The 24,201-nt window shown below is 28.1% G+C and carries 27 protein-coding genes; 6 read left to right on the top strand and 21 right to left on the bottom strand.

Annotation, left to right across the window (positions count from 1 at the left end):
- Positions 1 to 61: 61 nt before the first annotated feature.
- Positions 62 to 982 (top strand): bile acid:sodium symporter family protein, encoded by a 921-nt coding sequence (locus AVBRAN12654_RS06460; protein WP_214118314.1) that lies wholly within the window; start codon positions 62 to 64, stop codon positions 980 to 982.
- Between the two features lie 81 nt (positions 983 to 1,063).
- Here the strand turns inward: AVBRAN12654_RS06460 and AVBRAN12654_RS06455 are convergent, their stop codons facing one another.
- The 3 genes from AVBRAN12654_RS06455 to AVBRAN12654_RS06445 are packed head-to-tail and all read right to left on the bottom strand — an operon-like array spanning position 1,064 to position 1,973.
- Positions 1,064 to 1,195: a hypothetical protein gene (locus tag AVBRAN12654_RS06455; RefSeq protein ID WP_275591981.1), complete on the bottom strand. Its 132-nt coding sequence runs from the start codon at positions 1,193 to 1,195 to the stop codon at positions 1,064 to 1,066.
- 46 nt (positions 1,196 to 1,241) lie between these two features.
- Positions 1,242 to 1,397: a CstA-like transporter-associated (seleno)protein gene (locus AVBRAN12654_RS06450; RefSeq protein WP_214118312.1), complete on the bottom strand. Its 156-nt coding sequence runs from the start codon at positions 1,395 to 1,397 to the stop codon at positions 1,242 to 1,244.
- A gap of 54 nt (positions 1,398 to 1,451) precedes the next feature.
- A complete protein-coding gene (locus AVBRAN12654_RS06445; RefSeq protein ID WP_336614158.1) occupies positions 1,452 to 1,973 on the bottom strand; it encodes a thermonuclease family protein in 522 nt (173 codons plus the stop codon).
- Between the two features lie 54 nt (positions 1,974 to 2,027).
- Between AVBRAN12654_RS06445 and AVBRAN12654_RS06440 the strand changes: the two genes are divergently transcribed.
- Positions 2,028 to 2,636: a LysE/ArgO family amino acid transporter gene (locus AVBRAN12654_RS06440; RefSeq protein WP_336614157.1), complete on the top strand. Its 609-nt coding sequence runs from the start codon at positions 2,028 to 2,030 to the stop codon at positions 2,634 to 2,636.
- A gap of 180 nt (positions 2,637 to 2,816) precedes the next feature.
- On the opposite strand, the gene AVBRAN12654_RS06435 is transcribed toward AVBRAN12654_RS06440, so the two are convergent.
- The 10 genes from AVBRAN12654_RS06435 to napA all read right to left on the bottom strand — a co-directional run bounded on the left by AVBRAN12654_RS06435 (position 2,817) and on the right by napA (position 12,211).
- The gene (locus AVBRAN12654_RS06435) at positions 2,817 to 3,131 is read right to left on the bottom strand and encodes a hypothetical protein (RefSeq protein ID WP_336614156.1); all 315 of its coding nucleotides are present in this window, start codon (positions 3,129 to 3,131) and stop codon (positions 2,817 to 2,819) included.
- Positions 3,132 to 3,312: 181 nt separating this feature from the next.
- Positions 3,313 to 3,690, bottom strand: a complete 378-nt coding sequence (locus AVBRAN12654_RS06430) for a TM2 domain-containing protein (protein ID WP_336607417.1) — start codon at positions 3,688 to 3,690, stop codon at positions 3,313 to 3,315.
- A 178-nt stretch (positions 3,691 to 3,868) separates the two neighbouring features.
- Positions 3,869 to 4,027: a CstA-like transporter-associated (seleno)protein gene (locus AVBRAN12654_RS06425; protein WP_214118306.1), complete on the bottom strand. Its 159-nt coding sequence runs from the start codon at positions 4,025 to 4,027 to the stop codon at positions 3,869 to 3,871.
- The gene (locus AVBRAN12654_RS06420; protein ID WP_214118304.1) at positions 4,008 to 6,092 is read right to left on the bottom strand and encodes a carbon starvation CstA family protein; all 2,085 of its coding nucleotides are present in this window, start codon (positions 6,090 to 6,092) and stop codon (positions 4,008 to 4,010) included. The genes AVBRAN12654_RS06425 and AVBRAN12654_RS06420 overlap by 20 nt, the downstream gene beginning before the upstream one ends.
- Before the next feature lie 133 nt (positions 6,093 to 6,225).
- On the bottom strand, positions 6,226 to 6,537 hold the full coding sequence (locus AVBRAN12654_RS06415; RefSeq protein WP_214118302.1) for a chaperone NapD: 312 nt from the start codon (positions 6,535 to 6,537) through the stop codon (positions 6,226 to 6,228).
- On the bottom strand, positions 6,537 to 7,364 hold the full coding sequence (locus tag AVBRAN12654_RS06410; RefSeq protein WP_214118300.1) for a hypothetical protein: 828 nt from the start codon (positions 7,362 to 7,364) through the stop codon (positions 6,537 to 6,539). Before AVBRAN12654_RS06410 ends, AVBRAN12654_RS06415 begins: the two co-directional genes overlap by 1 nt.
- Entirely contained in the window at positions 7,361 to 7,882 is a 522-nt protein-coding gene (locus AVBRAN12654_RS06405; protein ID WP_214118292.1) for a nitrate reductase cytochrome c-type subunit, read from the bottom strand. Before AVBRAN12654_RS06405 ends, AVBRAN12654_RS06410 begins: the two co-directional genes overlap by 4 nt.
- Positions 7,879 to 8,682, bottom strand: coding sequence for a quinol dehydrogenase ferredoxin subunit NapH (napH, locus tag AVBRAN12654_RS06400; protein WP_336614155.1), 804 nt, complete (start codon positions 8,680 to 8,682; stop codon positions 7,879 to 7,881). The genes AVBRAN12654_RS06405 and napH overlap by 4 nt, the downstream gene beginning before the upstream one ends.
- The gene (gene napG / locus AVBRAN12654_RS06395; protein WP_214118289.1) at positions 8,682 to 9,434 is read right to left on the bottom strand and encodes a ferredoxin-type protein NapG; all 753 of its coding nucleotides are present in this window, start codon (positions 9,432 to 9,434) and stop codon (positions 8,682 to 8,684) included. Before napG ends, napH begins: the two co-directional genes overlap by 1 nt.
- Before the next feature lie 5 nt (positions 9,435 to 9,439).
- Positions 9,440 to 12,211, bottom strand: a complete 2,772-nt coding sequence (gene napA, locus AVBRAN12654_RS06390) for a periplasmic nitrate reductase subunit alpha (protein WP_214118288.1) — start codon at positions 12,209 to 12,211, stop codon at positions 9,440 to 9,442.
- A 276-nt stretch (positions 12,212 to 12,487) separates the two neighbouring features.
- Here napA and nrfH point away from each other — a divergent pair, with 276 nt between their 5' ends.
- From nrfH to AVBRAN12654_RS06375, 3 genes are all read left to right on the top strand, one after another.
- Complete coding sequence (gene nrfH / locus AVBRAN12654_RS06385; protein ID WP_214118286.1) at positions 12,488 to 12,955, top strand: cytochrome c nitrite reductase small subunit; 468 nt, start codon at positions 12,488 to 12,490, stop codon at positions 12,953 to 12,955.
- An 11-nt stretch (positions 12,956 to 12,966) separates the two neighbouring features.
- Positions 12,967 to 14,646: an ammonia-forming cytochrome c nitrite reductase subunit c552 gene (locus tag AVBRAN12654_RS06380; RefSeq protein ID WP_214120425.1), complete on the top strand. Its 1,680-nt coding sequence runs from the start codon at positions 12,967 to 12,969 to the stop codon at positions 14,644 to 14,646.
- A 183-nt stretch (positions 14,647 to 14,829) separates the two neighbouring features.
- Positions 14,830 to 15,372: a hypothetical protein gene (locus AVBRAN12654_RS06375; protein ID WP_336614154.1), complete on the top strand. Its 543-nt coding sequence runs from the start codon at positions 14,830 to 14,832 to the stop codon at positions 15,370 to 15,372.
- A gap of 1,288 nt (positions 15,373 to 16,660) precedes the next feature.
- Here the strand turns inward: AVBRAN12654_RS06375 and hemH are convergent.
- The 7 genes from hemH to AVBRAN12654_RS06340 are packed head-to-tail and all read right to left on the bottom strand — an operon-like array spanning position 16,661 to position 22,536.
- Entirely contained in the window at positions 16,661 to 17,590 is a 930-nt protein-coding gene (gene hemH, locus AVBRAN12654_RS06370) for a ferrochelatase (protein ID WP_214118279.1), read from the bottom strand.
- Between the two features lie 42 nt (positions 17,591 to 17,632).
- On the bottom strand, positions 17,633 to 18,568 hold the full coding sequence (locus tag AVBRAN12654_RS06365; RefSeq protein ID WP_214118277.1) for an acetyl-CoA carboxylase carboxyltransferase subunit alpha: 936 nt from the start codon (positions 18,566 to 18,568) through the stop codon (positions 17,633 to 17,635).
- 5 nt (positions 18,569 to 18,573) lie between these two features.
- A complete protein-coding gene (locus tag AVBRAN12654_RS06360; RefSeq protein ID WP_214118274.1) occupies positions 18,574 to 19,827 on the bottom strand; it encodes a beta-ketoacyl-ACP synthase II in 1,254 nt (417 codons plus the stop codon).
- Between the two features lie 9 nt (positions 19,828 to 19,836).
- A complete protein-coding gene (gene acpP / locus AVBRAN12654_RS06355) occupies positions 19,837 to 20,070 on the bottom strand; it encodes an acyl carrier protein (protein WP_214118272.1) in 234 nt (77 codons plus the stop codon).
- A 55-nt stretch (positions 20,071 to 20,125) separates the two neighbouring features.
- Positions 20,126 to 20,869: a 3-oxoacyl-ACP reductase FabG gene (fabG, locus tag AVBRAN12654_RS06350; RefSeq protein ID WP_214118270.1), complete on the bottom strand. Its 744-nt coding sequence runs from the start codon at positions 20,867 to 20,869 to the stop codon at positions 20,126 to 20,128.
- An 8-nt stretch (positions 20,870 to 20,877) separates the two neighbouring features.
- The gene (locus AVBRAN12654_RS06345) at positions 20,878 to 22,128 is read right to left on the bottom strand and encodes an MFS transporter (RefSeq protein WP_214118268.1); all 1,251 of its coding nucleotides are present in this window, start codon (positions 22,126 to 22,128) and stop codon (positions 20,878 to 20,880) included.
- Between the two features lie 9 nt (positions 22,129 to 22,137).
- The gene (locus tag AVBRAN12654_RS06340) at positions 22,138 to 22,536 is read right to left on the bottom strand and encodes a MarR family winged helix-turn-helix transcriptional regulator (protein ID WP_336614153.1); all 399 of its coding nucleotides are present in this window, start codon (positions 22,534 to 22,536) and stop codon (positions 22,138 to 22,140) included.
- Positions 22,537 to 22,647: 111 nt separating this feature from the next.
- Here AVBRAN12654_RS06340 and AVBRAN12654_RS06335 point away from each other — a divergent pair, with 111 nt between their 5' ends.
- A complete protein-coding gene (locus AVBRAN12654_RS06335) occupies positions 22,648 to 23,316 on the top strand; it encodes an HAD family hydrolase (protein WP_214120537.1) in 669 nt (222 codons plus the stop codon).
- A gap of 365 nt (positions 23,317 to 23,681) precedes the next feature.
- On the opposite strand, the gene AVBRAN12654_RS06330 is transcribed toward AVBRAN12654_RS06335, so the two are convergent.
- Positions 23,682 to 24,083, bottom strand: a complete 402-nt coding sequence (locus AVBRAN12654_RS06330; RefSeq protein ID WP_214150678.1) for a putative quinol monooxygenase — start codon at positions 24,081 to 24,083, stop codon at positions 23,682 to 23,684.
- Positions 24,084 to 24,201: the final 118 nt, after the last annotated feature.

Below are 24,201 nucleotides of genomic sequence, written 5' to 3'. Positions count from 1 at the left end.
TCATTTTTAATTTACTTTAAAGTTTAATTTAATAAATTTCGTGTTTTTTAAAGGAGATTTTATGAAAAAAATTAGCGATTTTATTTCAAAAAATTTAGCTATTTTGGTTTTAGTTTGCACTGCTTTTGCTTTGTTTTATCCAAGTATTTCTAATATTATTAAGACAAGTTATGTTAATTATTTGCTTGGAATTATTATGTTTGGAATGGGGCTTAGCGTTAGAGCTAGTGATTTTAAGGAATTATTTTTAAGACCTAAAGATGTGATTATAGGTATTTTTGCACAATTTATAATAATGCCTTTTATAGCTTTTGTTTTGATTTTTGTTTTCAAACTTGATAGTGCTTTAGCAATAGGTGTTGCTTTAGTTGGTGCTTGTCCTGGTGGCACTAGCTCAAATGTGATTAGCTACCTAGCAAAAGCTGATGTTGCTTTATCAGTTAGTATTACAAGCTGCACTACGATTTTAGCTCCGATAATTACTCCATTTATTACTTATTTATTAGTTGGAAAAAGCATTGATATTAACGCTATTTCAATGTTTGTTAGCATTATTCAAGTAATAATTATTCCTATTTTATTAGGTGTTTTAGCTCATAAGTTTTTACCTAAAATTACTGAAAAATTACAAGATACTTTGCCACTTATTTCAACCTTTGGAATTGTAGCTATAGTAATGAGCGTAGTTGGTGCAAATGCAACAAAAATCTTAGATAATTTAGGCATTATTTTAGTAGTTGTAATGCTTCATAATGTCTTAGGCTATCTTTTAGGCTTTTTTGCGGGAAAAATCTTTAAATTAGAATTAGCAAAACAAAAAACTCTAGCAATAGAAGTAGGAATGCAAAACTCAGGCTTAGCTGCTTCACTAGCAACTACTCATTTTGCTGCTTATCCTTTAGCTGCTGTTGTGGCTGCTTTATTTAGCGTGTGGCACAATATTTCAGGTGGGATTTTAGCAACAATTTTTAGAAGATTTTAATATTTATAATTCCTATTTTAATTTTAAAATAGGAATTATTTTAAATTAATTTGTAAAACTAAACTAGCTTCTTTTAAATAATCAACAACTTTTTTTAATCGTTTTAAATTCTTCTTCACTTTTTGGCTTTTCGCCTGTTTTTTCACATTCAGCTAAGTATTTTTCATAGCTTTGAGTTTTTGTTTTAAAAAATGCTTTAAGCTTTTTAAACATTGCTTGTCCTTAATCTTGTATAAGCAAACTTGCTTCTTAATTAACCTCAAGCACAATTAGAATTTAAACGCTCTTTCTCACGCTTTAAAAATTCTTCTTTGCTTAAAGGCTCTTCATTTGGGTATTTTTCCTTATGTTCTCTTAAATAAGCTTCATAATCAGGAATACCACAAGCTGCTTTGAGTTTATCAAAAAATCCCATAGCTTTCTCCTTAAGTTAAAATAAAATCTAAAGATAACATAAAAGATTTGCTAATCAATCTCTTTTATGCTCTAATCTAAATTCTCTTGGATTTTGTGGATTTTTACCTTGCCATAATCCTAATTTATTGGCTCTTGCGTATTTTTCATCATCTAAATATTTTTTCGTATAGTTTTGATACGACCACGCACAACCATTTCTTACCATTGCTTTATTTATATCTTCGCCATTAGCATAGACAATACCTACAACCCGTCCATATTTATCTTTGTCTTTAATCTCTAACTTAATATCTTTATTTTTAAGAAAATCACTTAGCATATTTTTACAAAATTGCCCGTATTCTTGAGCACTTTCAGGTGCATCTATGCCATAAAATCTCACTTTGATTTTTTCTCCTTTGCTAAGCAAAACTATAGTATCTCCATCACTTACTTTTTCTAGTAAATACTCTTTAGTAAAAGAAGTAAAATAAGAAAAATTTGCAACTACTAAAAAAATAATTAAAGCAATTATTTGATATTTAAATGGTAATTTTTTAATTAATTGCATTTGTGCTTTTGTTGGTTTTTTCATATTAATCCTTAAAATTATTTTTTTATATAATATTATTTTTAAAAGGATTTTACAATGGTTTTTATAAAAGGTTTTATATTAATATTATCATTAATTGTTGCTATCGGAGCTCAAAATATGTTTGTAATAAAACAAGCAATATTAAAAAATCATATAATTTTAATATGCAGTATTTGTTTTATTTGCGATGCTATTTTACTTGCTTGTGGAGTATTTGGAGTTGGTAAAGTATTATTAAAAAACGAAACAATGAGTTTAATAGTTACAATTTTAGGTATGTTATTTTTAATCACTTATGCGATGATTTCACTAAAATCAGCCTTTATGAACACTAATTGTGATTTTCAAAATGATAATGAAAAATTAAATGCAAAAAAAGCAATAATTTTAACCTTAGCAATTACTTTACTAAACCCACATGTTTATTTAGATACCATATTTTTAGTTGGAGCAAACGCTATAAATATTCAACAAAATGAAAGGATATTATTTTTCTTAGGTGGTGTATGTGCTTCTTTTTTGTGGTTTTTTTCTTTAGGATTAGGAGTTAGTAAAATTAGTAAAATACTTTTAAATAAAAAAATATATTTTTTTATAGAAATATTAACTAGCCTAATAATGATTTATATAGCTTATGATTTATTAAAAATTTTAATCAATTAGCCATAAAATAGCTTTTTTGTTATTATTTTACGCTTTCTAATTTTAACTTCTTGATGATTTTAAATTCTAGTATTTAAAAAATTAGTCTAATCATAATTTTAATTTTTATTTATACATTAAGCTTTGTTATAAAAATAACAGAGCTTAATGTTTTTATAACTTTAAGATAAAAATATTAAATCAGTTTTGTGTTTTATTTTTATTCTTAGCTTTTTGCACAAAATATAATGCTATTAACGCTATTACAAATCCTAAGATAAAAGTTAAACCATAAGAAGCATATAGTTCTAATGCCAAACGCTCTTGCGATATAAATTTATCAAATTCCCCTACACTTTTTACTAAGTTAATTGTTGCTTCAATATTTTTCAACGAGTTATAAGGGTTATTAGGATTCTTTAAATACAACATAAAAGCAAATACCTTAGTGCTAAATAAACTAGCAGCTATTAAACCTACAATAATACCAATAGCGATATTTTTCTTTTTTTTCATTTTTTTCCTTTAATTTTATTTTCTTTATTTTTAATTTTAAAATGGATTAAAGGCAAAATATAGGCAAAATAACTTTGCAATATTTAACCTTACAAATTATTTAGCTTTTAATAATTCTGTTATATGCTATTATCTTTTGCACTAATTTTGCCGTTATTTGGTATTGAAAACCAATTATTACTTAGCCTATAGCTTGTAAAATTTTTTGATAATTACTTTGTTGAATTGCTTTATATACAAAATAAATATCTATTAAAACATAAATATATAAAGCCCATAAAATAAATATCCCTATAAAAAGAAGCATACTAATTAAGCCTATTAAAAATATTCCTAATTTTAAAAAACCTAAAGACCTATTGCCTTGATAAAACCTATCAATACCTAATATCCCGAAGAAAAACCCTAAATTCATTGCCAATATAGGGTGTTTGTAATTAATACAAGAAAGATTTTTGAATTTCTCTTCACTTAAGCTGTCAAGTTTATTGCTTAGCATAAACTTTTGCTCGCTTGATATTTTATTATCAAGCAACATTAAATAAGAACTTTTGTCCATAATGACTCCTTTGATTAAATAAAAGAGCTATTGTAATACCCCCCCCCGCTAACAAGAAGTTAATGGATTAAAATTATTTAATAATTATTCAAGATTTTTAAAAATAAAATTATAAAAAAAGATAAAAATATTTGCTAATAAAGATAATTTGTATTAGCTAACTAGCTACTTAAATTTATCAGCATTTTGTTTTACGCTTGCTTGTTTGTTCTATGAAAAACTCCTTTTTAGTTAAAGGAGTTTTATCAGGGTGCATTTTCTTAAAATGCTCTAAATATTTTTCATAATCAGGTGCTCCAAGCATTGCGTAAAAAAACTCACGAAGCTGCTTTTTCATAAACCACTTCTTTAAGTGGAATGCTAAACCTATTAGAATAACTTTCTTTCCAAATTAGAACGAATTTAATTCCAACTATTATGGTAACTAATAAGAAGAAAATCGTTAAAATAGCATTTACTACATTAGAATGTGCTACTTGTTTAGCTTTATTAAATTCTTTTAAAGTCGCTTCACTATTATCTCCTGCATTAATTTTTACTAATAGTTCATCAGCTTTAGCAAAATTAATTTGAGCTGTTGCTACGTGAGAAATTGAGTTTGCGATTTTACTTTCACTTTGTGGTAATACCTTTGCAATACCTGCTGTAAATGTAGTTGAGATTACAAAAAGCGCAGGTAAAACAATAGCTAAGATATACTTTCTTTTTCCCATTTTAATAAATACAGAGCCACATAAAAACATAGCAACTACTGCTAAAAGTTGATTTGATACGCCAAAAAGCGACCAAAGTGAATAAATTCCGCCAAGTGGGTCAATCGCACCACCATATAAAAACCAGCCCCATCCAGCAACACAAATTAAAGTAGCGAATATATTTGCTCCTAAATTACTTGTGTTTGCAAGTGGCTTATAAACATTTCCTAACATATCTTGAACCATAAATCTACAAGTTCTAGTTCCCGCATCAACTGCTGTTAAGATAAATAATGCTTCAAATAAAATAGCGAAGTGATACCAAAATGCCATCATTTCCTTTCCACCGATTAGCTCGTGAATAATTAATGATAAGCCTATTGCAAATGTAGGTGCTCCACCTGTTCTACTTAATATAGTGCTCTCACCTATATCATTAGCAAGTGTTTGAATATCAGCAGGAGTTACGCTAAATCCCCAAGCACTAATAGCTGCACTCGCACTCTCAAGTGTCGTGCCTATAATTGCTGGTGCTGAATTTATTGCAAAATATACTCCAGGTTGAAGTATGCAAGCAGCAATTAAAGCCATAATAGCAACCGCACTCTCCATTAGCATTGAACCATAGCCTACCATTTTTGCTTGTGTTTCATTTTCTAGCATTTTTGGGCTTGTTCCACTAGAAATTAATGCGTGAAAGCCTGAAATCGCCCCACAAGCAATATTTATAAATAAAAATGGAAATAATCCACCTGCAAACACAGGGCCTGTGCCATCTATAAAATGTGTAACTTTTGCCATTTTAATTTCAGGAGAAACTAAAACAACACAAATAGCCATTATCAAAATTACACCGATTTTTAAAAATGTTGAAAGATAATCTCTTGGTGCAAGTAAAAACCAAACTGGTAAAATCGCAGCTATCATTCCATAGCCCATCATTATAAAGCTAAGTTCAAGAACGCTAAAATCAAAATGTCTTGCTAAATCAGGGTCGTTTGATACAACTTTTCCTAAATATAAAGCTATCATAAGTAAAACAAAGCCAATTATACTAGCTTCTCCGACTGCACCTGGGCGAATAAATCTCATATAAATTCCCATAAAAATAGCAATAGGAATTGTTGAAGCTATTGTAAATGTCCCCCAAGGAGAATGTGCTAAAGCTTTTACAACAACCATAGCTAAAATAGCAATGATAATTAGCATAATAAGAAAAATTCCTATCATAGAAACAACACCAACGAAATTCCCCATCTCGTCTTTAATCATTTCGCCAAGACTTTTTCCACCGCGTCTGCTTGATACAAAAAGCACAACAAAATCATGCACGCTACCAACCAAAACACCACCAATTAATATCCATAATACACTAGGCAAATATCCCATTTGAGCTGCTAGGATTGGTCCAACAAGTGGTCCTGCACCTGCAATTGCAGCAAAGTGATGGCCAAATAAAACATATTTGTTTGTAGGAACAAAGTCTTTTCCATCATTAAGTGCTACAGCAGGAGTAATCTTAGTAGCATCAACGCCGCAAAGCTTAGTTTCTATAAACAAAGCATAAAATCTATAGCCGATTGTATAAATACAAACAGCAGCTACAACTATCCAAGCAGCATTTATTGTTTCGCCATTATTTAAAGCAATAACGCCCATACAAAATGCTCCAAGAATAGCAACAACTATCCATAAAAGCTTATTCATAGCTTCTCCTTAAAAATAAATTAATTTTTTAATCTAATTAAAAATGTGAGTAAGTATTATAATCTAAAATTATAATACTTATAAGAATTTTATATTAAAAGATAAAAATATAAAAAAATTACGAGTTAAATTATTAATATTTATTATAAATGTTTCCATAATACTCAATATTCTCTGCATTGCCTAAAGCATTTACTTTATCTGCTATTTTTTGAGCGTTAATTTCTAAATCAAATTCACTAGCTTCACTAAAAGCCATATTAACATCTATAACACTATCTAATCGCTTAATGGCATTAAAAGTTGCTAAAGTATTGTCAAAATCACTAGCTTCAATTAAAACGATAAACTTTTTATCAATTACTTGTTCTATGTTGGCATCTTTTATATTTTTTATTTCGTTTTCAAATTCTTCATTTGCAATAACTACTAAAGATGAAATCATTAAAAATCCTTTTTGTATAAAATTTTTGAATAAGCATTGAGCTTTAATGTATTTTTATCAAATAATATTGAATTAAGATATAAATTACCTATATTTATTTTATCCTTACCTATACAAATATTATTTTCTAAATCGCAAGAATAAGCAAAGTTTAAATTATCACTTAAAGCGCAATTATAAACTAAATTATCACTTTCTATATTAGTAATTTCATTTAATTTATCATCATTAATTATAACTTTTCTATCAGTTGAGCAAGAAATAATATTATCTTTTTTATAATCTACATTATAAATATTATCTTTATGAACTTCCTTGCTTATAAAATCATTAGAATTTAAATCATAAACAACTATTTTTCCACTTTCAAATCCTAAAGCAATTTTTGCCTTTTCTTTATTAATACTTGCAGCATTTATGCTTGCATTTGAAAAATGAACTTTTTTTATTAAGTTAAATGATAAATCTCTTATGATTAGTTCGCTTCCTAAAGAAGTAAGAATTATTTTATCTTTGTATAAAAATGCCTTATTAATATCGCTTGAGATTTTAAATTTCAATAATTTATTATCTTTATAAATGTTTAAAGTCTTTAATCCATCTTTTGAACTAATTGCTAAAATGCTACTATCGTAATCATCAATAAAAATAATATTATCATCAAGGCTTAAAACCTTATCATTATTTTTATAAATATCATTGCCACACGCTACAAATTCATTATTGATATAGTTTATATAACAATCATATTCTAAATATTCTAATTCATTTAGGTTTAGCTCACTTGCTAAACCTAAACTAGCTATAAATAATAGCAATTTTTTCACTTTAATCCTTCATTTATTACATCAAGTAAATTTGAACGATGTTTGCCTAATTCATCATTTCTAAAATCAGGCTTAAATGTGTTTTTGATTCCACTATCAATATTTGCTTGTGGTGCGTGGCATTGAACGCAGTTATATCTTGCTTGAGATATAGAATCAAGTTTTTTCTCATTTCTTAAATCATAATAATGGCTTGCTGGCATAGGAGTTGCTTCTTCAATACTAAGCTTTACACGCTCATTATCAGCACCTAAATCATGACAGCTAAGACACATATTATTATCTTGAGTAATTGGTAAAAAATCTTCTACATTGTGTGGAATTTGTGGTGGAGCATTTAAATAAGCTCTTTCAAAACGCTCTGCTTCTCCAGCTTCTTTTTCAGAGTATGTAAAATTCTTGATTTCTAATTTTGTTTCATCGTTTAGTGAATGTTTTCTTAAACCAATTTCAGTATCACTCACACTAGCAGCAATCAACAAACTACTAGCAGCTAAACTTAAAAATATTTTTTTCATTTTTTTCCTTTCAAAAAATTAATTAAATTAAAATTAAGTGCATCATCATCGCATACTTCAATACATCTAGCACACTTAATGCACTCACTATTGCTAACATTACCACTATATTTTGTAATAAGTGATAATACTTGAGCTTCTGGACAAATCATTTTGCATTTCATACATTTAGTGCATTTATTTAAATCATAACTTACTTTTAACATAGCAAATTTTGAAATTAAACTATAAAAAGCACCTAATGGACAAAGATGCGAACAAACTAAATTCCTTTGCACAAATAAATCAAGTAAAAATATAATAATTGCAACAAATATAGCCGAAGTTTGCATAAAAATTATTCCCCTAGTAATTATTCCTATATGAGAATACTTTTCAAATATTGGCTCATTTGCTATCAAACACAAAATCAAAATACTAAATAATATAAAATATCTAGTGTTTTGTTTAAAATTAGTCAGCTTAGAGCTTTTAAAACTTGTGTTTTGCTTGATAAAATCTGCTAAATTTGTAATCAAATTAACAGGACAAACAAAAGAACAAAATGCGCGACCCAAAAACAAAGCATAAATAATAAAAACTAAAAATGCAGATATAAATAATCCCACATTAAGAGTAAAAGTTGCTAAAAATATTTGCAAATACGCAAAAGGGTCGCTTAAGCTAATACTATTAAATAATAGCGAAGAGCTAAGATTTCCTTTTAAAATAAAATCAGCACTAGGTAATATAAATAAAGCTAAAAGTCCTAATTGGATAAATCTTCTTAAAATCAAATATTTATTTTTTAATATCTTCATTAAAATTCTCCATCATTTAGGTAATTTATAGCTTTTTTCTCATCGTGTTTTTTGCTAGTATCTATGTGTTTTAATCTTTCATCATCACCACTAACCCAGCCTTTAACATAATTATCATTTCTCTCACCCAATATAAAACTAGTAGGCAAAATAACAATAGCTGGCTTTTTAGTAATACAAACTTTTTCGCATAAACCACAACCCACACAATAATCATAATCAACCTTAGGCACTAACATTGCATGTTTTTTAGTTCGCTCATTTCTTTTATATTCAAGCTTTAAAGCTTTATCTATAAAAGGACACGCCCTATAGCAAGCATCACATTGAATTCCAAAATGAGCTACACAAGAGCTTTCATCTACTATTGCACGACCAATATTTACTAAAGAAATTTTATTAATACTTTTATCTAGCGCATCTGTCGGACAAGCCTTAATACAAGGCAAATCATCGCATAAATAGCAAGGAATTTCATTTGCACTAAATTTAGGAGTTCCTAAACTAGCAAATTCCCCTATCTTAGCTAAACTTAAAGTATTATAAGGGCAAGCTTTTACACATTTAGCACAACGAATGCAATTAGCCAAAAAATGTTTTTCACTAACAACTCCTGGTGGGCGTAGAAAAAAACTCTTTTTAAGTTCAATTTTGCTTTCACTTTTTGGTGTATCGTTTAGTTTGAATATGCTAAAAGTTCCAACACCAACTGCTAAAATCTTTATAGTATTTGTAAAAAATTGCCTTCTCATAAATATTACGCCTTAGTTATTTTTACTGCACACTTTTTAAAATCAGTTTGTTTTGAAATTGGACAAGTTGCATCTAATGTAACTTTATTAATATAAACATTCTCATCAAACCAAGGAACATAAACAAGACCTCTTGGTGGTTTATTTCTTCCACGCATATCAATACGAGCTTTAACTTTTCCACGGCGAGATTCTATCCATACTAATTCTCTTTGCTCAACTCCTAAAGCTTTAGCATCTTCTGGATGAATATAGCACATAGCTTCAGGAACTGCACGGAATAATTCAGGAACTCTCATTGTCATTGTTCCACTATGCCAATGCTCTAAAACCCTACCAGTGCATAACCAGAATGGATATTCTTCAGATGGTCTTTCAGGTGCTTTCATAAATGGCCTAAAGAAAATCTTAGCTTTATTTGTAATTGCTGTTGCTTCTTCGCTTGTTGGTTTTACTAAATCACCACTTTTAATTGATTTATCAAAATCCCCATAGAATGCAAAATCACCTTCAGGATTTGCTTTTTTAGCATATACATCGTATTTTGTATTAAATCTCCATTGAGTTTCTTTACCATCAACAACAGGCCATCTTAAGCCCCTTACCTTATGATAAGTTTCAAAACTAGCTAAATCGTGTCCGTGACCAGCTCCGAATTTTCTATATTCTTCCCATAAATATTTTTGAATAAAGAAATTATAGCCTTTAAATACATTGCCATCACTACCTTTTACATTTCTACTATCGCCTTTAACTTCGCTATTTAACCAATCTTTTAAGCTTTCACTATCATCTAATGAAATTTCTTTACATTCTTTATTAGCAAATAAAACATCGTATAAAGTATCATCTTCTTTATATCCCATTTCTTTAGCTTTTTCTAATACGCTTGGTAATGTTGTCTTTTCATCAATTTTTACTTCATTCCAAACTTCGCTTAATTTAAAGCGTTTGCTAAGCTCTAATAATTGCCATAAATCACTCATAGCTTCGCCAACTGGCAATACTTGTTGTCTCCAATGTTGAGTTCTTCTTTCTGCGTTTCCGTAAGCTCCCCATTTTTCATAAATCATAGCTGTAGGTAAAATTAAATCCGCAACTTTTGCACTAATTCCAGGATAGCAATCACTTACTACTATAAAATTATCTTTTTCTCTAGCAGCTTTTATCCAGTGATTTGCATTTGCAGTATTTTGCCAAGGATTATTTACCATAACCCATGCGAATTTTTGTTTTCCATCTTCAAGATTTCTCATCATTTGCATAAAGTGATTTCCTTGAACACCATTAATTGTTCCTTCAGGAACTTTCCAAAGCTCTTCACTTTTAGCTCTATGTTTAGGATTTGCTACAACCCAATCAGCAGGTAAGCGGTGTGCGAAAGTTCCAACTTCTCTTGCTGTTCCACAAGCACTTGGCTGACCTGTTAAAGAGAATGCTCCATCACCTGGTTTTGCTTGTTTTCCTACTAATAAATGCACAGTATATGCAAGTTCATTTACCCAACTACCACGAGTATGTTGGTTAAAGCCCATAGTCCAAAAGCTTACTACCTTTCTGCTTTTTTCAATATATAAATCAGCTAATGCTTTTAATTTTTTCTTAAATTCTTCTATATCTTCATCAGGATTTCCTTTAGCTACGCTTGCAACATAATCTAATGTATAAGGTTCAAGTGCTTTTTTGAAATCTTCAAATTGAATTTGCCAGTTAAGTGCTGCTTGAGCTTGATGTTTCATTTCAAATTTTTCGCCATCTTTTACACCTAAATGACTTAATGCTATTGCTTCATCTTTATCTAAAGTGATTGCATTTTCTTTAGCTACGGTATCTTTTTCAGCTTCGCTAAAGCTTGGATGATTTGGATTATTTCTCATTCCATATCCAATATCAGCAAATCCTGTTGTAAATACACAATGATTTTTTACAAATTCCCAATCAATTGCTTTTGGATTGTTATATACAATTTCTCTAGCAATATAATTCCATATTGCAATATCAGAACTTGGAGTAAATATAAGTTCCATATCAGCAATGTCGCTAGTTCTTGTTGTATAGGTTGAAAGATTTACAATTTTTACTTTTTCAGGGTCTCTTAATTTTCTATCACTTACACGGCTCCATAAAATTGGGTGCATTTCAGCCATATTTGAACCCCAACAAATAATAGTATCAGTAAGTTCAATATCATCATAGCAACCTGCAGGCTCATCAATACCAAATGTTTGCATAAAACCAATAACAGCACTTGCCATACAATGTCTAGCATTTGGGTCTATATTATTGCTTCTAAAACCAGCTTTAAATAATTTTGAAGCAGCATATCCTTCTTGAATAGTATGCTGACCACTTGCAAACATTCCTATACCATTTACACCTTGTTCTTTTAAAGCTTTTTTCATATGTTTTTCCATCTCATCAAAAGCTCTTTTCCAAGATACTGGAGCAAATTTTCCGTTCTTATCAAATTCGCCCTTAGCATTTACTCTTAATAAAGGCGTTACAAGCCTGTCTTCTCCATACATAATTTTTGCATTAAAATATCCTTTAATACAATTTAAACCACGATTTACAGGTGCTTCAGGGTCGCCCTTAGTAGCTACAATTTTGCCATTTTTAGTAGCAACCATAATACCACAGCCAGTTCCACAAAATCTACAAACTGCTTTATCCCAAGTCCATTCACTTGTTTCGTCTTTTGCTAAGGCAATAGTAGGATTTATGCAAGCTGCTGCACTTGCAACTGCTGTGCTCTTTAAAAAATCTCGTCTTTGCATTTATTCTCCTTATAATAATGTAAAAATAGATTAGATTATTTGCTTTAAAATCTTATTGATTAAGATTAATATTTTTTTTAAAGTAAAGCACATAAATATTATCAACATTAAATTAACTTAAAATTCTTAATTCAATAAAAATTGAAAAAACATTCATAAAATAATATAAAATATTTAAAAATTAAATTAAATTTAAAAAAATATATTAATTACCATCAATTATTTTTAAGCTTTTTTATATTAAAGTAGTGTTTCAAATTTTCACAAGGTGTATAAATGAAAAAACCAACAAACAAACTTTTATTAGCCCTTTGCATAGTAATTGGGATTTTTATTGGTGGTGGAATTTATACTTTTATAATAGCAGATGGCTTTTTAATGATGACTTCTAAACCTGAAGCCTGTAGCAAATGTCATATTATGACAGATGTTTATGATAGCTGGGCAAAAGGTGAGCATTCAAGCAATGCAGGTTGCGTAGATTGTCATTTACCTCAAGGTGATGTGGTAGCTTATTGGACTAAAAAAGCTTATCACGGATTAAAACACGGCTATTATTTTACAGTAGGAGGAAATCCACCTAATTTAGAACCTACCGAAATGACACACGAAGATGTTAATCGCAATTGTGCGACTTGTCATAAAGACTACGCACATAATGCAATCAATGCAACGACAAAATTAAATAGCGAGCCACTTGATTGCCTTAGCTGTCATAGAACAATAGGTCATTTACATAATTAAAAGGAGAAAATATGTCAAAATCAGTTTATGTTGCGGCTATTGTGGTAGCTGCTTTAGGTGGTGCAGGCTTATTTGCACTTAATACAAACATTGCAGAACATAAAGGTGAAAGTAAAACTCAACCATTAAAAACTTTTGAAATTAGTGATGAAGAACCAGATTTTGCAAAATGGGGTAGAAATTTCCCAGCTCAATTAGATGGTTATTTACAAATGAAAGATGAATATATTGAAACACCATTTGGCGGAAGCTTACCTTATAGTAAGATTATTCGCTGGCCGGCTGCGACAACATTTTGGAATGGATATGCTTTTGCGGTTGATTATTCTAAACCAAGAACTCACTATTACTCACAAATTGACCAAATGGAAACAAAAAGAAACAATAAAGAATATCTAAATGCTCACGGATTACCTGCATTTAAAGGTCAGCCTGGTGCTTGTGTAAATTGCCATACTGGATTTTTAACTGCTATTTATAAAAGTGATAAATTAAGCCCAAGTTTTATGCTAGGTAAAACTGAAGTAATGGGTGCAAAGAAAATGGGATTTTTTGACGCATTTGGTGAAAAAGGCGAAGCTATGAAAGAAGCTTGGACAAATATGAATAAAATGCCTTATTTTGATGTTATGAAAAAAGTAGAAGAAAAATACGGAGATGGAATTCACGGCTCTCATATGGGATCAACCTGTGCAGATTGTCATAACCCAGATGATATGAGTCTTCGTGTAACTCGCCCTGCTTTTGTTAATGCTATGGTTTTAAGAGGCTATGAAGCAGACGCTAAAAGTGGTATCAAAGCTAGTAGAAAAGAAATGAGAAATTATGTTTGTATGCAATGCCACGTTGAGTATTATTTTGAAGGTAAAGATAGCACTTTAACATTCCCATGGACAAAATGGAAAAAAGATGAAGCATTTAAAATAGAGAATTTTGATGAATACTATGATGAAAAATTTGCAAATGGTGAATTCCCATATGATTACATTCAAAAAGATACAAAAACAAAAATAATTAAAATGCAACACCCAGAAGCTGAAATGTATTCAAGCTCTTTACATTATAGAAGTGGTGTAACTTGTGCAGATTGTCATATGCCATACAAAAGAGATGGAGCAAACAAAGTAACTAATCACAATATACTATCTCCATTAGCTGATATAAATGCAGCTTGTAAAACTTGCCATCCACAAAGCGAACAAGTATTAAAAGATAGAATTAGCTTTATTCAAAATCGCCACGCTTATGAGCTTAGAGGTTGTGAAAATAACTTATTAGCATTAATTGCTGATATAAAAACAGCTCGTGAAGAATTAGCAAAACTTCCTGAATTTGCAAATCTTGAAGATAAAGCAAGAGATGATGCTATTTCAAAAGTTATAGAAAAAGCACAATATGCTCATAGAAAAGCACATATTAGATGGGACGTATCATTTAGTGAAAATAGCTATGGCTTCCACTCACCACAAGAATTTATGAGAATTATAGGTCAATGTAAAGAAGTAGCTAGAGAAGGACAAGCAGAGTTAGCAAATGCGTTAGCTCCTTATGGAATTAAAATTGAATTAACAAAAACAGCAACAATTCCAGCAGCACCTCTAAAACTAGACCATAAACCACCAACAGGTTCTCTACCAACAGAAGCTATGAAAAAAGTTGATGAGGATGTAAAAAATCTAAACTTTAAATAAAAAATTGCGAGATTTTCTCGCAATTTACTTATTAATTAAAGCCCAATTTTAATAGCATAAAAATTAAAACATTATATAATTGAAAATAAGAATTTAGTTTAAATATATTTTAATTAGTGTTAAAGCTAACTAATTTAATTGCTAAAATAATGTAATCTTAAATTATCAAAAAAGGCTTATATTATGCAAAATGATAAAGAAATAATTCTGATAGTAAATCTTAAAAAAAGCTTATTGTTTTCTATATATAAATCACTATTTTTATTACTTCCTAATGTTTTTGTATGCTTGTATATCATTATAATTTTTGCTTGTATTTTGTATTTTAATGATGGTTATTTGTTGGCATTGTTACTTACTTTTCTTATCTTTCCTCACCATTTTCGTTTTGTGCTTTTTCCACTTATGATAAGAAAAATTATCTGTTATGATGAATATTTTGAAATCATTAGACTTTTTAGTAAAACAAGGATATATTATGATGATTTAAAAGAATATTATTTCGAATATTTAAAAATTAGATTTTCATCACACAAGAATTTGCATCTATCTTATAAAAACAAATTCTTTAGCAGCATTATAAACACCGAATTGCTTAATCCAGAAGATTTAGAAAAATTCATAGAATTATTAAACGCAAAAGGCATTAACAAACAAGTTTCAATCATAGATGATAAAATATTTTATAATGTTTTTAGCATTATAGATAAAATCTTTAAAATTTAAATCTAAGTTATTAAGAGTTTTAAAGGTATTACAGCTAATAAAAATAACATAAATATAATCTGTATTAAAAAATCAAATTCTCATTTTAAATTCTAAATTTTAAAACTAAACTTATTTGTAAAATCTAAAATATTAGAATTTAAAACATACGCAATTAATAGTATTTTAAATAGCTTTTATTAGTGATTTTTTATATTAAATTATGGAATTTAAATTATGAAATTTCAAATACAAATTCTTATTTTAAATTCCATAATATTTAACATCAAAATAAATGAAATAACAACTAGAATATAAAAACTGCTGTTAATAAACCTACCTTGATTTTTATAAATATAAGTAAGTATAAAGGTTAGAAAAACCTAGATTATGTTAAAACAAAGATAATGACTAATTATGTAATAAGGATACGAGAATAACTAAATGAAGTTTGTATCCGTCCCCTTCTAAGTAAACATAAATCAGAATAAGTTTTTGAATAGAAAAAATCTATTAATTTTTAAATTTATTAAATGAAAACAGAAAAAATTACAAAGCAAATATTTGCCTTGTAAATCAATATTCTTAACCATTGCAACATTTTAAAATTGTGATAACAAAAACTTACTATTAGCTTTAAATTATAGATAAAAATATTTAAAGCCAAGAACTTTTTTTACTCGCTAAAGTTAGATGAATTTTTATGGAATATATTGCTTAAGCTTGACTTAATATTATTTTTAAAAACTCAAACTACATAAAATATCATTAAAATATGATTTTAAAGACTTAGCAAGATTAATTTAATTTTGCCTATTTTGTAAAATTTAATAACGATTATACATATTTTTCGTGCATTAGTTTTTATACTTTAAAAGCTCTTTAAATTCCATTATAAAACTTTAAGCGATTTTAAAAATTCGCCACATTTTGTATATGATATATATATTTACTACTTACATTTTTTAATGTTATTTTTACAATTTTAATTATAATTTTATTTGCTTTGCTAACAAAAATATTTAAAACTCTAATCTTTTATATTTTAAAATTAGTTTAAAATTTAATATTAAAAACTATGGAATTTAAAATAAAAGTTTATTTTTTAAATCTAATTTTAGCCAAACTACTATTTTATACTCTAAATAAATCTATCTATAAATACCATAAAATCTAAAAAATTAAAATAAGAATTTCAAAACTTAATATAAATTGTAAAGAATAAATAAGATACCAAATATAAGTAAGTAAAATTATTGAAATTCTTTTGATAAGTTATTTATATTAGTTATAAAAAATCATTTTAAGCTTAAATTTTATTTTGACTTTCATAATTTAAATTAGTATTTGCAAATTCCAATTTACTTAATATATATTTAGCAAAATCTTCACTATCATTTGGACATTTACACACATTATAATCACCTTTATACTGATGTCTATATTCAATATCTAATTCTAAAATAGTTTCAGAACAATCAATACAAAATGATAGTGGATATATTAAAACACTTTTATTGCCTAATTTATCTAACTCATCACTAAGTGCAGGTTCTAACCATTTTACAGGTCCTAATTTTGACTGATAAGCTAATTTAATTTCTTTAAAATCGTTTTGCAATTTATCCTTTAATATAGCAAAATGTTCTTTTATATGCTCTTCGTAAATATCACCCTTTTCTATAGTTTTTATCGGTAAAGAATGTGCTGATATTATCAAACAATCAATATTTTTATATTTTTGTATCTCATTTAAAATAATATTATTATAAAGCTCATCTTGGTAAAAATAAGGTATTTCTTTTATATTGATTTTTTTATCAAAATTTTTATAAAAATCTTGTAAAGATGATGTAGTAGTGGTTATAGAATGATGTGGATATAAAGGAAATAGTATTATTTCATCATTATCTTTAAAATCATATTTAGCTAAGACTTCTTTAGCAAAAGGCGGAACATAAGTTGATATAAAATCAAAATGAAAATCTTTTTGCAAAGAATTTAATTTATCACAAAGAGATTTTTGGATTTTAGTTAAAGGACTTTTACCACCTATTTTATTATAATTTTCTTTCATAGATTTAATACGAAATTTTCTTATCATAAACGCTACAAGACTTCTTAAAAAATCTGATTTTATTCCCAAAATATTTGGGTCATTAAACATATTTTTTAAAAATACTTCACATTCATCAATTTGATTTACGCCACCCATATTGAGTAAAAAAACATATTTCATATACAAACCTAAAATTATCCAAGTAAGATACTTGGATAAATATTATTTGTCTTCATTAAAAGAACCCAATTTGAGAATTTTTTGCATTCTTTTTGCAACCAATTCATCAAGATTTAATGGTTTTAGTTCTTCTATTTTTTCTAAAACATAATTTTGTATATTATTTGCAGTAATCTCTTTGTTTCTATGAGCAATGCCTTCTTCTATAATATCATCTATTAATCCTTGCTCATATAAATCATCAGCACTTATTTTCATAGCCTTTGTTGCAGCTTCACTTTTACTTGGGTCATTCCATAATATAGCAGCACAACCTTCAGGAGATATTACAGAAAACACTGAATTTTTAAGCATAGCTAATTTATCAGCTACACCTAAAGCTAAAGCTCCACCACTTCCGCCTTCTCCAATTACTATAGAAATAATTATTGTTTTTAAAGCACTTAATTCATATAAATTTGTAGCAATTGCCTCACTTTGACCACGCTCTTCAGCTCCTACTCCAGGATAAGCACCTGGAGTATCTACTAAAAATACAATAGGTATTTTAAATTTTTCAGCCATTTTAGCAAATCTTAAAACCTTACGATAACCCTCTGGATGTGGCATACCGAAATTTCTATGTAATTTATATTTTGTTCCACGACCTTTTTGTTCGCCTATTAACATTACTTTTTGCTCACCAATATAACCAGCAAAACAAACTATAGCAGGGTCATCTCTAAATGCTCTATCTCCATGTAATTCATGGGCATTTTTTAAAATTATTCTCACATAATCAAGAGAATATGGTCTATCAGGATGTCTTGCTAGCTGTAGCTTTTGAAAATCACTTAAATTTTTATAGGTTTTTGTTAATTCTTTTTCTAAATTCTTTTTTAAAATCTTAACTGCTTCTATATCGCCTTTAATATTAGCATTAATAATATCTTCATCTAATTGCTGAATATTTTTCTCAAAATCTAAATAAGCTGCCATCTTAATTAATCCAATTTTCTAAAAATCACTGAAGCATTCGTTCCGCCAAAACCAAACGAATTACTCATAGCTGTTTTAATTGTATGCTTTCTAGCCACATTAGGCACATAATCTAAATCACAATCAGGGTCAGGGTTTTTATAATTTATTGTAGGTGGAACTATACTATCTCTCATAGCCATTAGACAAATTACTGCTTCAATAGCACCAGCAGCACCTAAACAATGTCCTGTTTGACCTTTTGTAGAACTTACTAAAGGCATATCATCTTTAAACAATTCTTTCATTGCCGCTGTTTCATTTTTATCATTAGCTGGAGTTGATGTTCCGTGTGCGTTAATATAATCAATTTTAATTTTATTAGCAGAGCAATCAAATCCCTTTGCCATACATAAAGCTTTTTTCATAGCTCTTAATGGACCATCTAAAGCTGGAGAAGTTATATGATTTGCATCTGCACTTTCACCAAACCCTATAACTTCAGCATATATTCTAGCACCTCTTTTTTTAGCATCTTCATAATCTTCTAAAACAAGAGCAGCTGCACCTTCTCCCATAACAAAGCCATCTCTACTAGCGTCAAATGGACTACTAGCTGTTTCTGGAGTATCATTTTTAGTAGATAAAGCTTTCATTGAAGCAAATCCACCTATACCTACTGCACAAATAGCTGATTCAGCTCCAATTACTAACATTTTATTTGCTTGATTGCAAACTATTGTTTTATAAGCTTCGCCAATTGCGTGAGTTCCTGCTGCGCAAGCAGTTACACAAGATAAATTTGGACCTTTCAATTTATAATCAATTGAAGCCATTCCCCCTAGCATATTAACTAGAGCTGAAGGTATGAAAAAAGGCGAAATCCTGCTTGCGCCCTTTTGCAAACATACATTAGAATTTTTCTCAATATTAGGTAAGCCACCAATTCCTGCTGCACTTACTACTCCAAATTCATCTAAATCAACTTCACTAATCACGCCATCAACCATTTTAAAATTAGCATCACTTATAGCTTCTTTTGCAGCGTGTAATCCAAGTTGAATAAATCTATCAGCTTTTTTAACATCTTTTGCATTTAATACTGTTAAAGGATCGAAATCCTTAACTTCTGCGGCAATTTTAACACTTAAATCACTGGTATCAAAAAGAGTAATTTCTCCAACACCGCTTTTTCCATCACAAATCGCCTTAAACGAACTTTCTTTATCAAGCCCAAGGGCATTTATCATTCCAATGCCAGTTACTACTACTCTTCTCAATTTAAATCCTTATTGTTTTTTTGCTTCTATGTATTTTACTATATCATTAACTGTTGCGATTTTTTGACCATCTTCATCAGGAATAGAAATATCAAATTTTTCTTCTAAAGCCATAATTAATTCAACTACATCAAGTGAATCTGCACCTAAATCTTCAATAATTTTAGCATCAGGTGTAATACTAGCTTCATCAGCTCCTAATTCTTCTACAATAACTTTTTTAACATCTTCAAAAATAGACATTTTTTTCTCCTAAAATAAAATTAAACTCGTATTCTTACAAAAAAGTGTAAATAAATTACACATACATTCCGCCATTAACTTTTAAAATCTCACCTGTAATATAACTAGAATAATCACTTAATAAAAACGCAACTGCATTTGCAACTTCGCTAGGTTTACCAAATCTAGCAAGTGGAATTGCTTTATAATAAGTTTGTTTAATTTCATCACTTAATACATCTGTCATATCACTTTCTATAAATCCTGGAGTAATTGCGTTATAACGAACTTCTCTACTAGCTGCTTCTTTAGCAAAAGACTTAGTCATAGCAATAACTCCACCTTTACTAGCAGAATAATTTACTTGACCTGCATTTCCCATCTCACCAACAACTGAACTAATATTTACAACACTACCAAAACGCTTTTTACTCATCACTTTAAATGCTTCTTTACAACCTATAAAAGTTGAATTTAAATTAGCCTTTATAACATCATCAAAATCAGCTTCGCTCATTCTTAAAACTAATTTGTCTTTTGTAATTCCTGCATTATTTACTAAATAACTTAATTCTCCATCGCAATCAATTATTGTTTTAATAGCATTTGTAAAATCACTTTCACAACTTGCATCAAAACAAATAATTGCTGCTTTACCACCATTTTTTTCAATTTCTTGTTTCAAATTCTCTGCAAGTTCAGGTTTTGAACGATAATTAATCCATACTTTTAGACCAAATCCCGCTAAAACTCTAGCTATTTCAGCACCTATGCCTTTAGATGCACCTGTAATTAATACATTTTTTCCACTAAATTTCATATTTTCTCCTAGTCTTTAATGATAATATCCGAGTGATTTTTTTCTAAAAAATTATCTTCATAATCTTTTAAATCTTTTTTAAAATCTTTTGATTTTCTCATAACAAAGGCATAATACAATATTAAAGAAAACAAAATTATCCCCGCACATATTTCATAAATCCTAGAATGCCCGTAACTAGGCTCAATCAAACCTAATAAATAAGGACTAATACCCATTCCAACATCTAAAGCTATAAAAAATGTTGAATTTGCTAAGCCCATTTTCTCTTTAGGAGATAATTTTATAGCAAGTGATTGAAGACTTGAAGTAGCGTTTCCATATCCTAAAGCACAAAAAATAGCCGATAAATACATCATTAAAGAATTGTTTGTATAAGCTAAAATTATTAAACTTGCTACATAAAACAAAATAGAAGGAACTATTACATAATCCGCACCTATTTTATCAAATACTTTACCTGAAATTGGTCTTGAAAACACACTAATACAAGCATAAAATACAAAAAATAATGAACCTGCTTCAATTAAATTAAGCTCTTTTGAATAAGAACTTATAAAAGCAATAATTGCTCCATAAACAAAACCCATACAAAATACGACATAAGCAACACCCAAAACCGATTTTTCAATGTAATTAAAAATTGAAAAAGATTTTTTAACGTGATTTATCTTATGTTTTCTAAATCTTTTAACTTTTATTACTACACTTGAAATTAATGCTATTAATATACTAATTAAAGAAATTATAAAACATAAATTAAAATTATTTTTACCCACTAAATATACTGCTAAAAATGGTCCAATAGCAGAACTTAATACAACACTAACCGCATAATATCCTATACCAATTCCTCTTTTATTGCTAGGTACTAGTCTAGCTACTGCAGCACCACAAGCACAAGAGCATGCACCATAACACATACCAGCAAGCAATCTTGATAATATTAATTCAAAATTAGTTGATAAAAACAAGTAATATAAATTAGGTATAAAATACAAAACTAAACTAATAATCATAACTTTTTTTATGTTTATATTATCAATAATTGAGCCAAAATAAAGTCTTGATAATAGTGCTCCAATTACAAAAATACCATTGGCAAGACCTGCTATTGCTGTGCTAGATTGTAATATAGTTTTTGCAAAATCTGTAGAAGCAATAGTAGTAATAAAAAACACTAAACAAATAACAAAATTAATAATAAAAACACAAATAAAATTCTTATTCCAAATATTATACTTTTTGGATAATCCCATAAAAACTCCTTATAATTTTTTATTGATTTTATCAAGTATATTAATGAATAATCCAAATTCAGCATAGTCTAGATCATCACAAATTTGCTTTTCGTAATTAGAAATTAAAATATTTGCATCAAAAAACAATTCCTTACCTTTTAAACTAAGTGAAATGATTTTTTCTCTTTTATCATTTGAGCTTGAAATTTCTAAATAATTTGCTTTTTCTAGTTTCTTACAAATCCTAGACGCAATAGCCTTATCCATCTGATAAAACTCGCAAATCTCACTTAAACTAGCACTTTTTGTTGAGCTAAGATAATAAAATACTCTCCAATCAGTCGCATTAATATTAAATGGCTTTAAAATTTCATTTACTTTACTGATGATTTTTCTATTTGCATAGGTAATTTTTTTAAAAAACATGTTATTCCTAATAGTTGATAAAGTCAATTAAATTAGATTTTATAATTAAATTTGTAAATTGTCAATAAATTAGCTTTATTTTGCTAAGCTTAAAATAAAAAAAGGATACAAATGATTATATTTTTTGATTTAGATGGAACTTTAATCGATTCTACCCAGCCAATAATTACTAGCCTTAGAAAAGCCTTAGAAAGTTATAATTTTAATTTAAGTGATGAATATATAAAAACATTAATTGGAATGTCTACTGAAGGAATGTTTGAAACAATAGGAGTGCCAAAAGAGCAAGTTGCTGATATAGTTAAATTATATAGACAAAATTATAAAATATATTATAAAGACGGAACTAGTCTTTTAAATGGGGCAAAAGAAGCAGTAAAACTTGCTAGTAAAAATGCTAAAGTAGGGTTAGTAACTACAAAATCTGTTTATTTTGCTAAAGAAATTTTAAAAGATTTTGATATTTTAGATGATTTTAGCGTAGTTGTGGGTGGTGATGAAGTAAAATACTGCAAACCAAATCCAGAACCAATTTATAAAGCACTAAGTCGTTTAAAAGGCTCTGAAATGCTTGAAATTAACGAACTTAAAAAAGAATTTGACTTTAGTAAAATTTATATGATAGGAGATACTTTAAACGATACAGAAGCTGCTAAAGCTGCCGGAGTGAATGCTTATGTAACTTTATTTGAATACACAGATATGAATACTCTCAAGCAAAGTTGCGATAAAATATTTACAACCCCACTTGAATGCGTTCAAGATATTTTAAAAAAATAAATATTATAAAGTAAAACTAATTTAATAAAAAATTAGTTTTACTTACATCAATAAATTAAAATGGAATTTGAAAAATTTATTTTAATTTTAGCTATATAAAATATTCATTATTACCACTTAATTAAACCTATTTTTTAATAGGGACTATTATATCTGTATAAAATATAATATTTTAATATTTATAATGTATTTTTAGTACAATTAAGCATTAATACATACATTAAAAATACTATAAAAATTACTGCTATAATTAATTAAGATAATAATTACTAATTAAAATAATTTATATTAAAATAAATTATTATACTCCTTGTCTATAAAACACACAATCTATTTAATACTTTTAATTAAAAAACATATAGAAATTATTGTCTTTTAAAAATTGCTTTAAAATTTTTATCACTTAATTGATAAGAATCAAGCAACTCAAGAGATTTTACCATATGCAATGTGCCTTTTTTATATTTTTGAAAATGTTCGGAATTAATATGTTTATTATAAGATTCTTGGTCTTTATAAATTTCTAAAATATTAATTATATTATTATTTTTTACAAGCATCATTGGATAAATAGATATTACACCCTTTTCTTTTTCAATTGAAGCTTCAGCAACTTCTTTTGCAATAACAAGGTATTCATCAAGATACTCTGGATAAACTTCAACAACAGAAATTCTAACCAACATTTTATTATTAATATTATCATCAGCATAAATATTAGAAGATAATCCAAATAGCGATAAAATTAAAGCTAATATTTTTTTCATTTTTCAACCTTTCAATTTTTTAAACCAAACAATATACTATAAATACATAAACTATTCCCCCACCATAAACCACTAATCCATTAAATACTAAAAACACCCATTACCCCCCCCCCAACCC

The sequence above is a fragment of the Campylobacter sp. RM12654 genome (assembly GCF_020137585.1).
Lineage (GTDB): Bacteria > Campylobacterota > Campylobacteria > Campylobacterales > Campylobacteraceae > Campylobacter_E.
Note: the sequence above shows the minus strand (reverse complement) of the source record. Positions and strands in the feature narration are given on the sequence as shown.

Coding starts and splice junctions, on each gene's coding strand:
- AVBRAN12654_RS06375 (WP_336614154.1), top strand. CDS start 14,830: ATGCAAAATGATAAAGAAATAATTCTGATAGTAAATCTTAAAAAAAGC.
- AVBRAN12654_RS06405 (WP_214118292.1), bottom strand. CDS start 7,882: ATGAAAAAAATATTTTTAAGTTTAGCTGCTAGTAGTTTGTTGATTGCT.
- hemH (WP_214118279.1), bottom strand. CDS start 17,590: ATGAAATATGTTTTTTTACTCAATATGGGTGGCGTAAATCAAATTGAT.
- AVBRAN12654_RS06415 (WP_214118302.1), bottom strand. CDS start 6,537: ATGATTTCATCTTTAGTAGTTATTGCAAATGAAGAATTTGAAAACGAA.
- AVBRAN12654_RS06445 (WP_336614158.1), bottom strand. CDS start 1,973: ATGAAAAAACCAACAAAAGCACAAATGCAATTAATTAAAAAATTACCA.
- AVBRAN12654_RS06340 (WP_336614153.1), bottom strand. CDS start 22,536: ATGTTTTTTAAAAAAATTACCTATGCAAATAGAAAAATCATCAGTAAA.
- nrfH (WP_214118286.1), top strand. CDS start 12,488: ATGAAAAAACCAACAAACAAACTTTTATTAGCCCTTTGCATAGTAATT.
- napA (WP_214118288.1), bottom strand. CDS start 12,211: ATGCAAAGACGAGATTTTTTAAAGAGCACAGCAGTTGCAAGTGCAGCA.
- AVBRAN12654_RS06425 (WP_214118306.1), bottom strand. CDS start 4,027: ATGAAAAAGCAGCTTCGTGAGTTTTTTTACGCAATGCTTGGAGCACCT.
- AVBRAN12654_RS06450 (WP_214118312.1), bottom strand. CDS start 1,397: ATGGGATTTTTTGATAAACTCAAAGCAGCTTGTGGTATTCCTGATTAT.
- acpP (WP_214118272.1), bottom strand. CDS start 20,070: ATGTCTATTTTTGAAGATGTTAAAAAAGTTATTGTAGAAGAATTAGGA.
- AVBRAN12654_RS06330 (WP_214150678.1), bottom strand. CDS start 24,083: ATGAAAAAAATATTAGCTTTAATTTTATCGCTATTTGGATTATCTTCT.
- AVBRAN12654_RS06455 (WP_275591981.1), bottom strand. CDS start 1,195: ATGTTTAAAAAGCTTAAAGCATTTTTTAAAACAAAAACTCAAAGCTAT.
- AVBRAN12654_RS06420 (WP_214118304.1), bottom strand. CDS start 6,092: ATGAATAAGCTTTTATGGATAGTTGTTGCTATTCTTGGAGCATTTTGT.
- fabG (WP_214118270.1), bottom strand. CDS start 20,869: ATGAAATTTAGTGGAAAAAATGTATTAATTACAGGTGCATCTAAAGGC.
- AVBRAN12654_RS06430 (WP_336607417.1), bottom strand. CDS start 3,690: ATGGACAAAAGTTCTTATTTAATGTTGCTTGATAATAAAATATCAAGC.
- AVBRAN12654_RS06380 (WP_214120425.1), top strand. CDS start 12,967: ATGTCAAAATCAGTTTATGTTGCGGCTATTGTGGTAGCTGCTTTAGGT.
- napG (WP_214118289.1), bottom strand. CDS start 9,434: ATGAGAAGGCAATTTTTTACAAATACTATAAAGATTTTAGCAGTTGGT.
- AVBRAN12654_RS06335 (WP_214120537.1), top strand. CDS start 22,648: ATGATTATATTTTTTGATTTAGATGGAACTTTAATCGATTCTACCCAG.
- AVBRAN12654_RS06365 (WP_214118277.1), bottom strand. CDS start 18,568: ATGGCAGCTTATTTAGATTTTGAGAAAAATATTCAGCAATTAGATGAA.
- AVBRAN12654_RS06440 (WP_336614157.1), top strand. CDS start 2,028: ATGGTTTTTATAAAAGGTTTTATATTAATATTATCATTAATTGTTGCT.
- napH (WP_336614155.1), bottom strand. CDS start 8,682: ATGAAGATATTAAAAAATAAATATTTGATTTTAAGAAGATTTATCCAA.
- AVBRAN12654_RS06345 (WP_214118268.1), bottom strand. CDS start 22,128: ATGGGATTATCCAAAAAGTATAATATTTGGAATAAGAATTTTATTTGT.
- AVBRAN12654_RS06435 (WP_336614156.1), bottom strand. CDS start 3,131: ATGAAAAAAAAGAAAAATATCGCTATTGGTATTATTGTAGGTTTAATA.
- AVBRAN12654_RS06460 (WP_214118314.1), top strand. CDS start 62: ATGAAAAAAATTAGCGATTTTATTTCAAAAAATTTAGCTATTTTGGTT.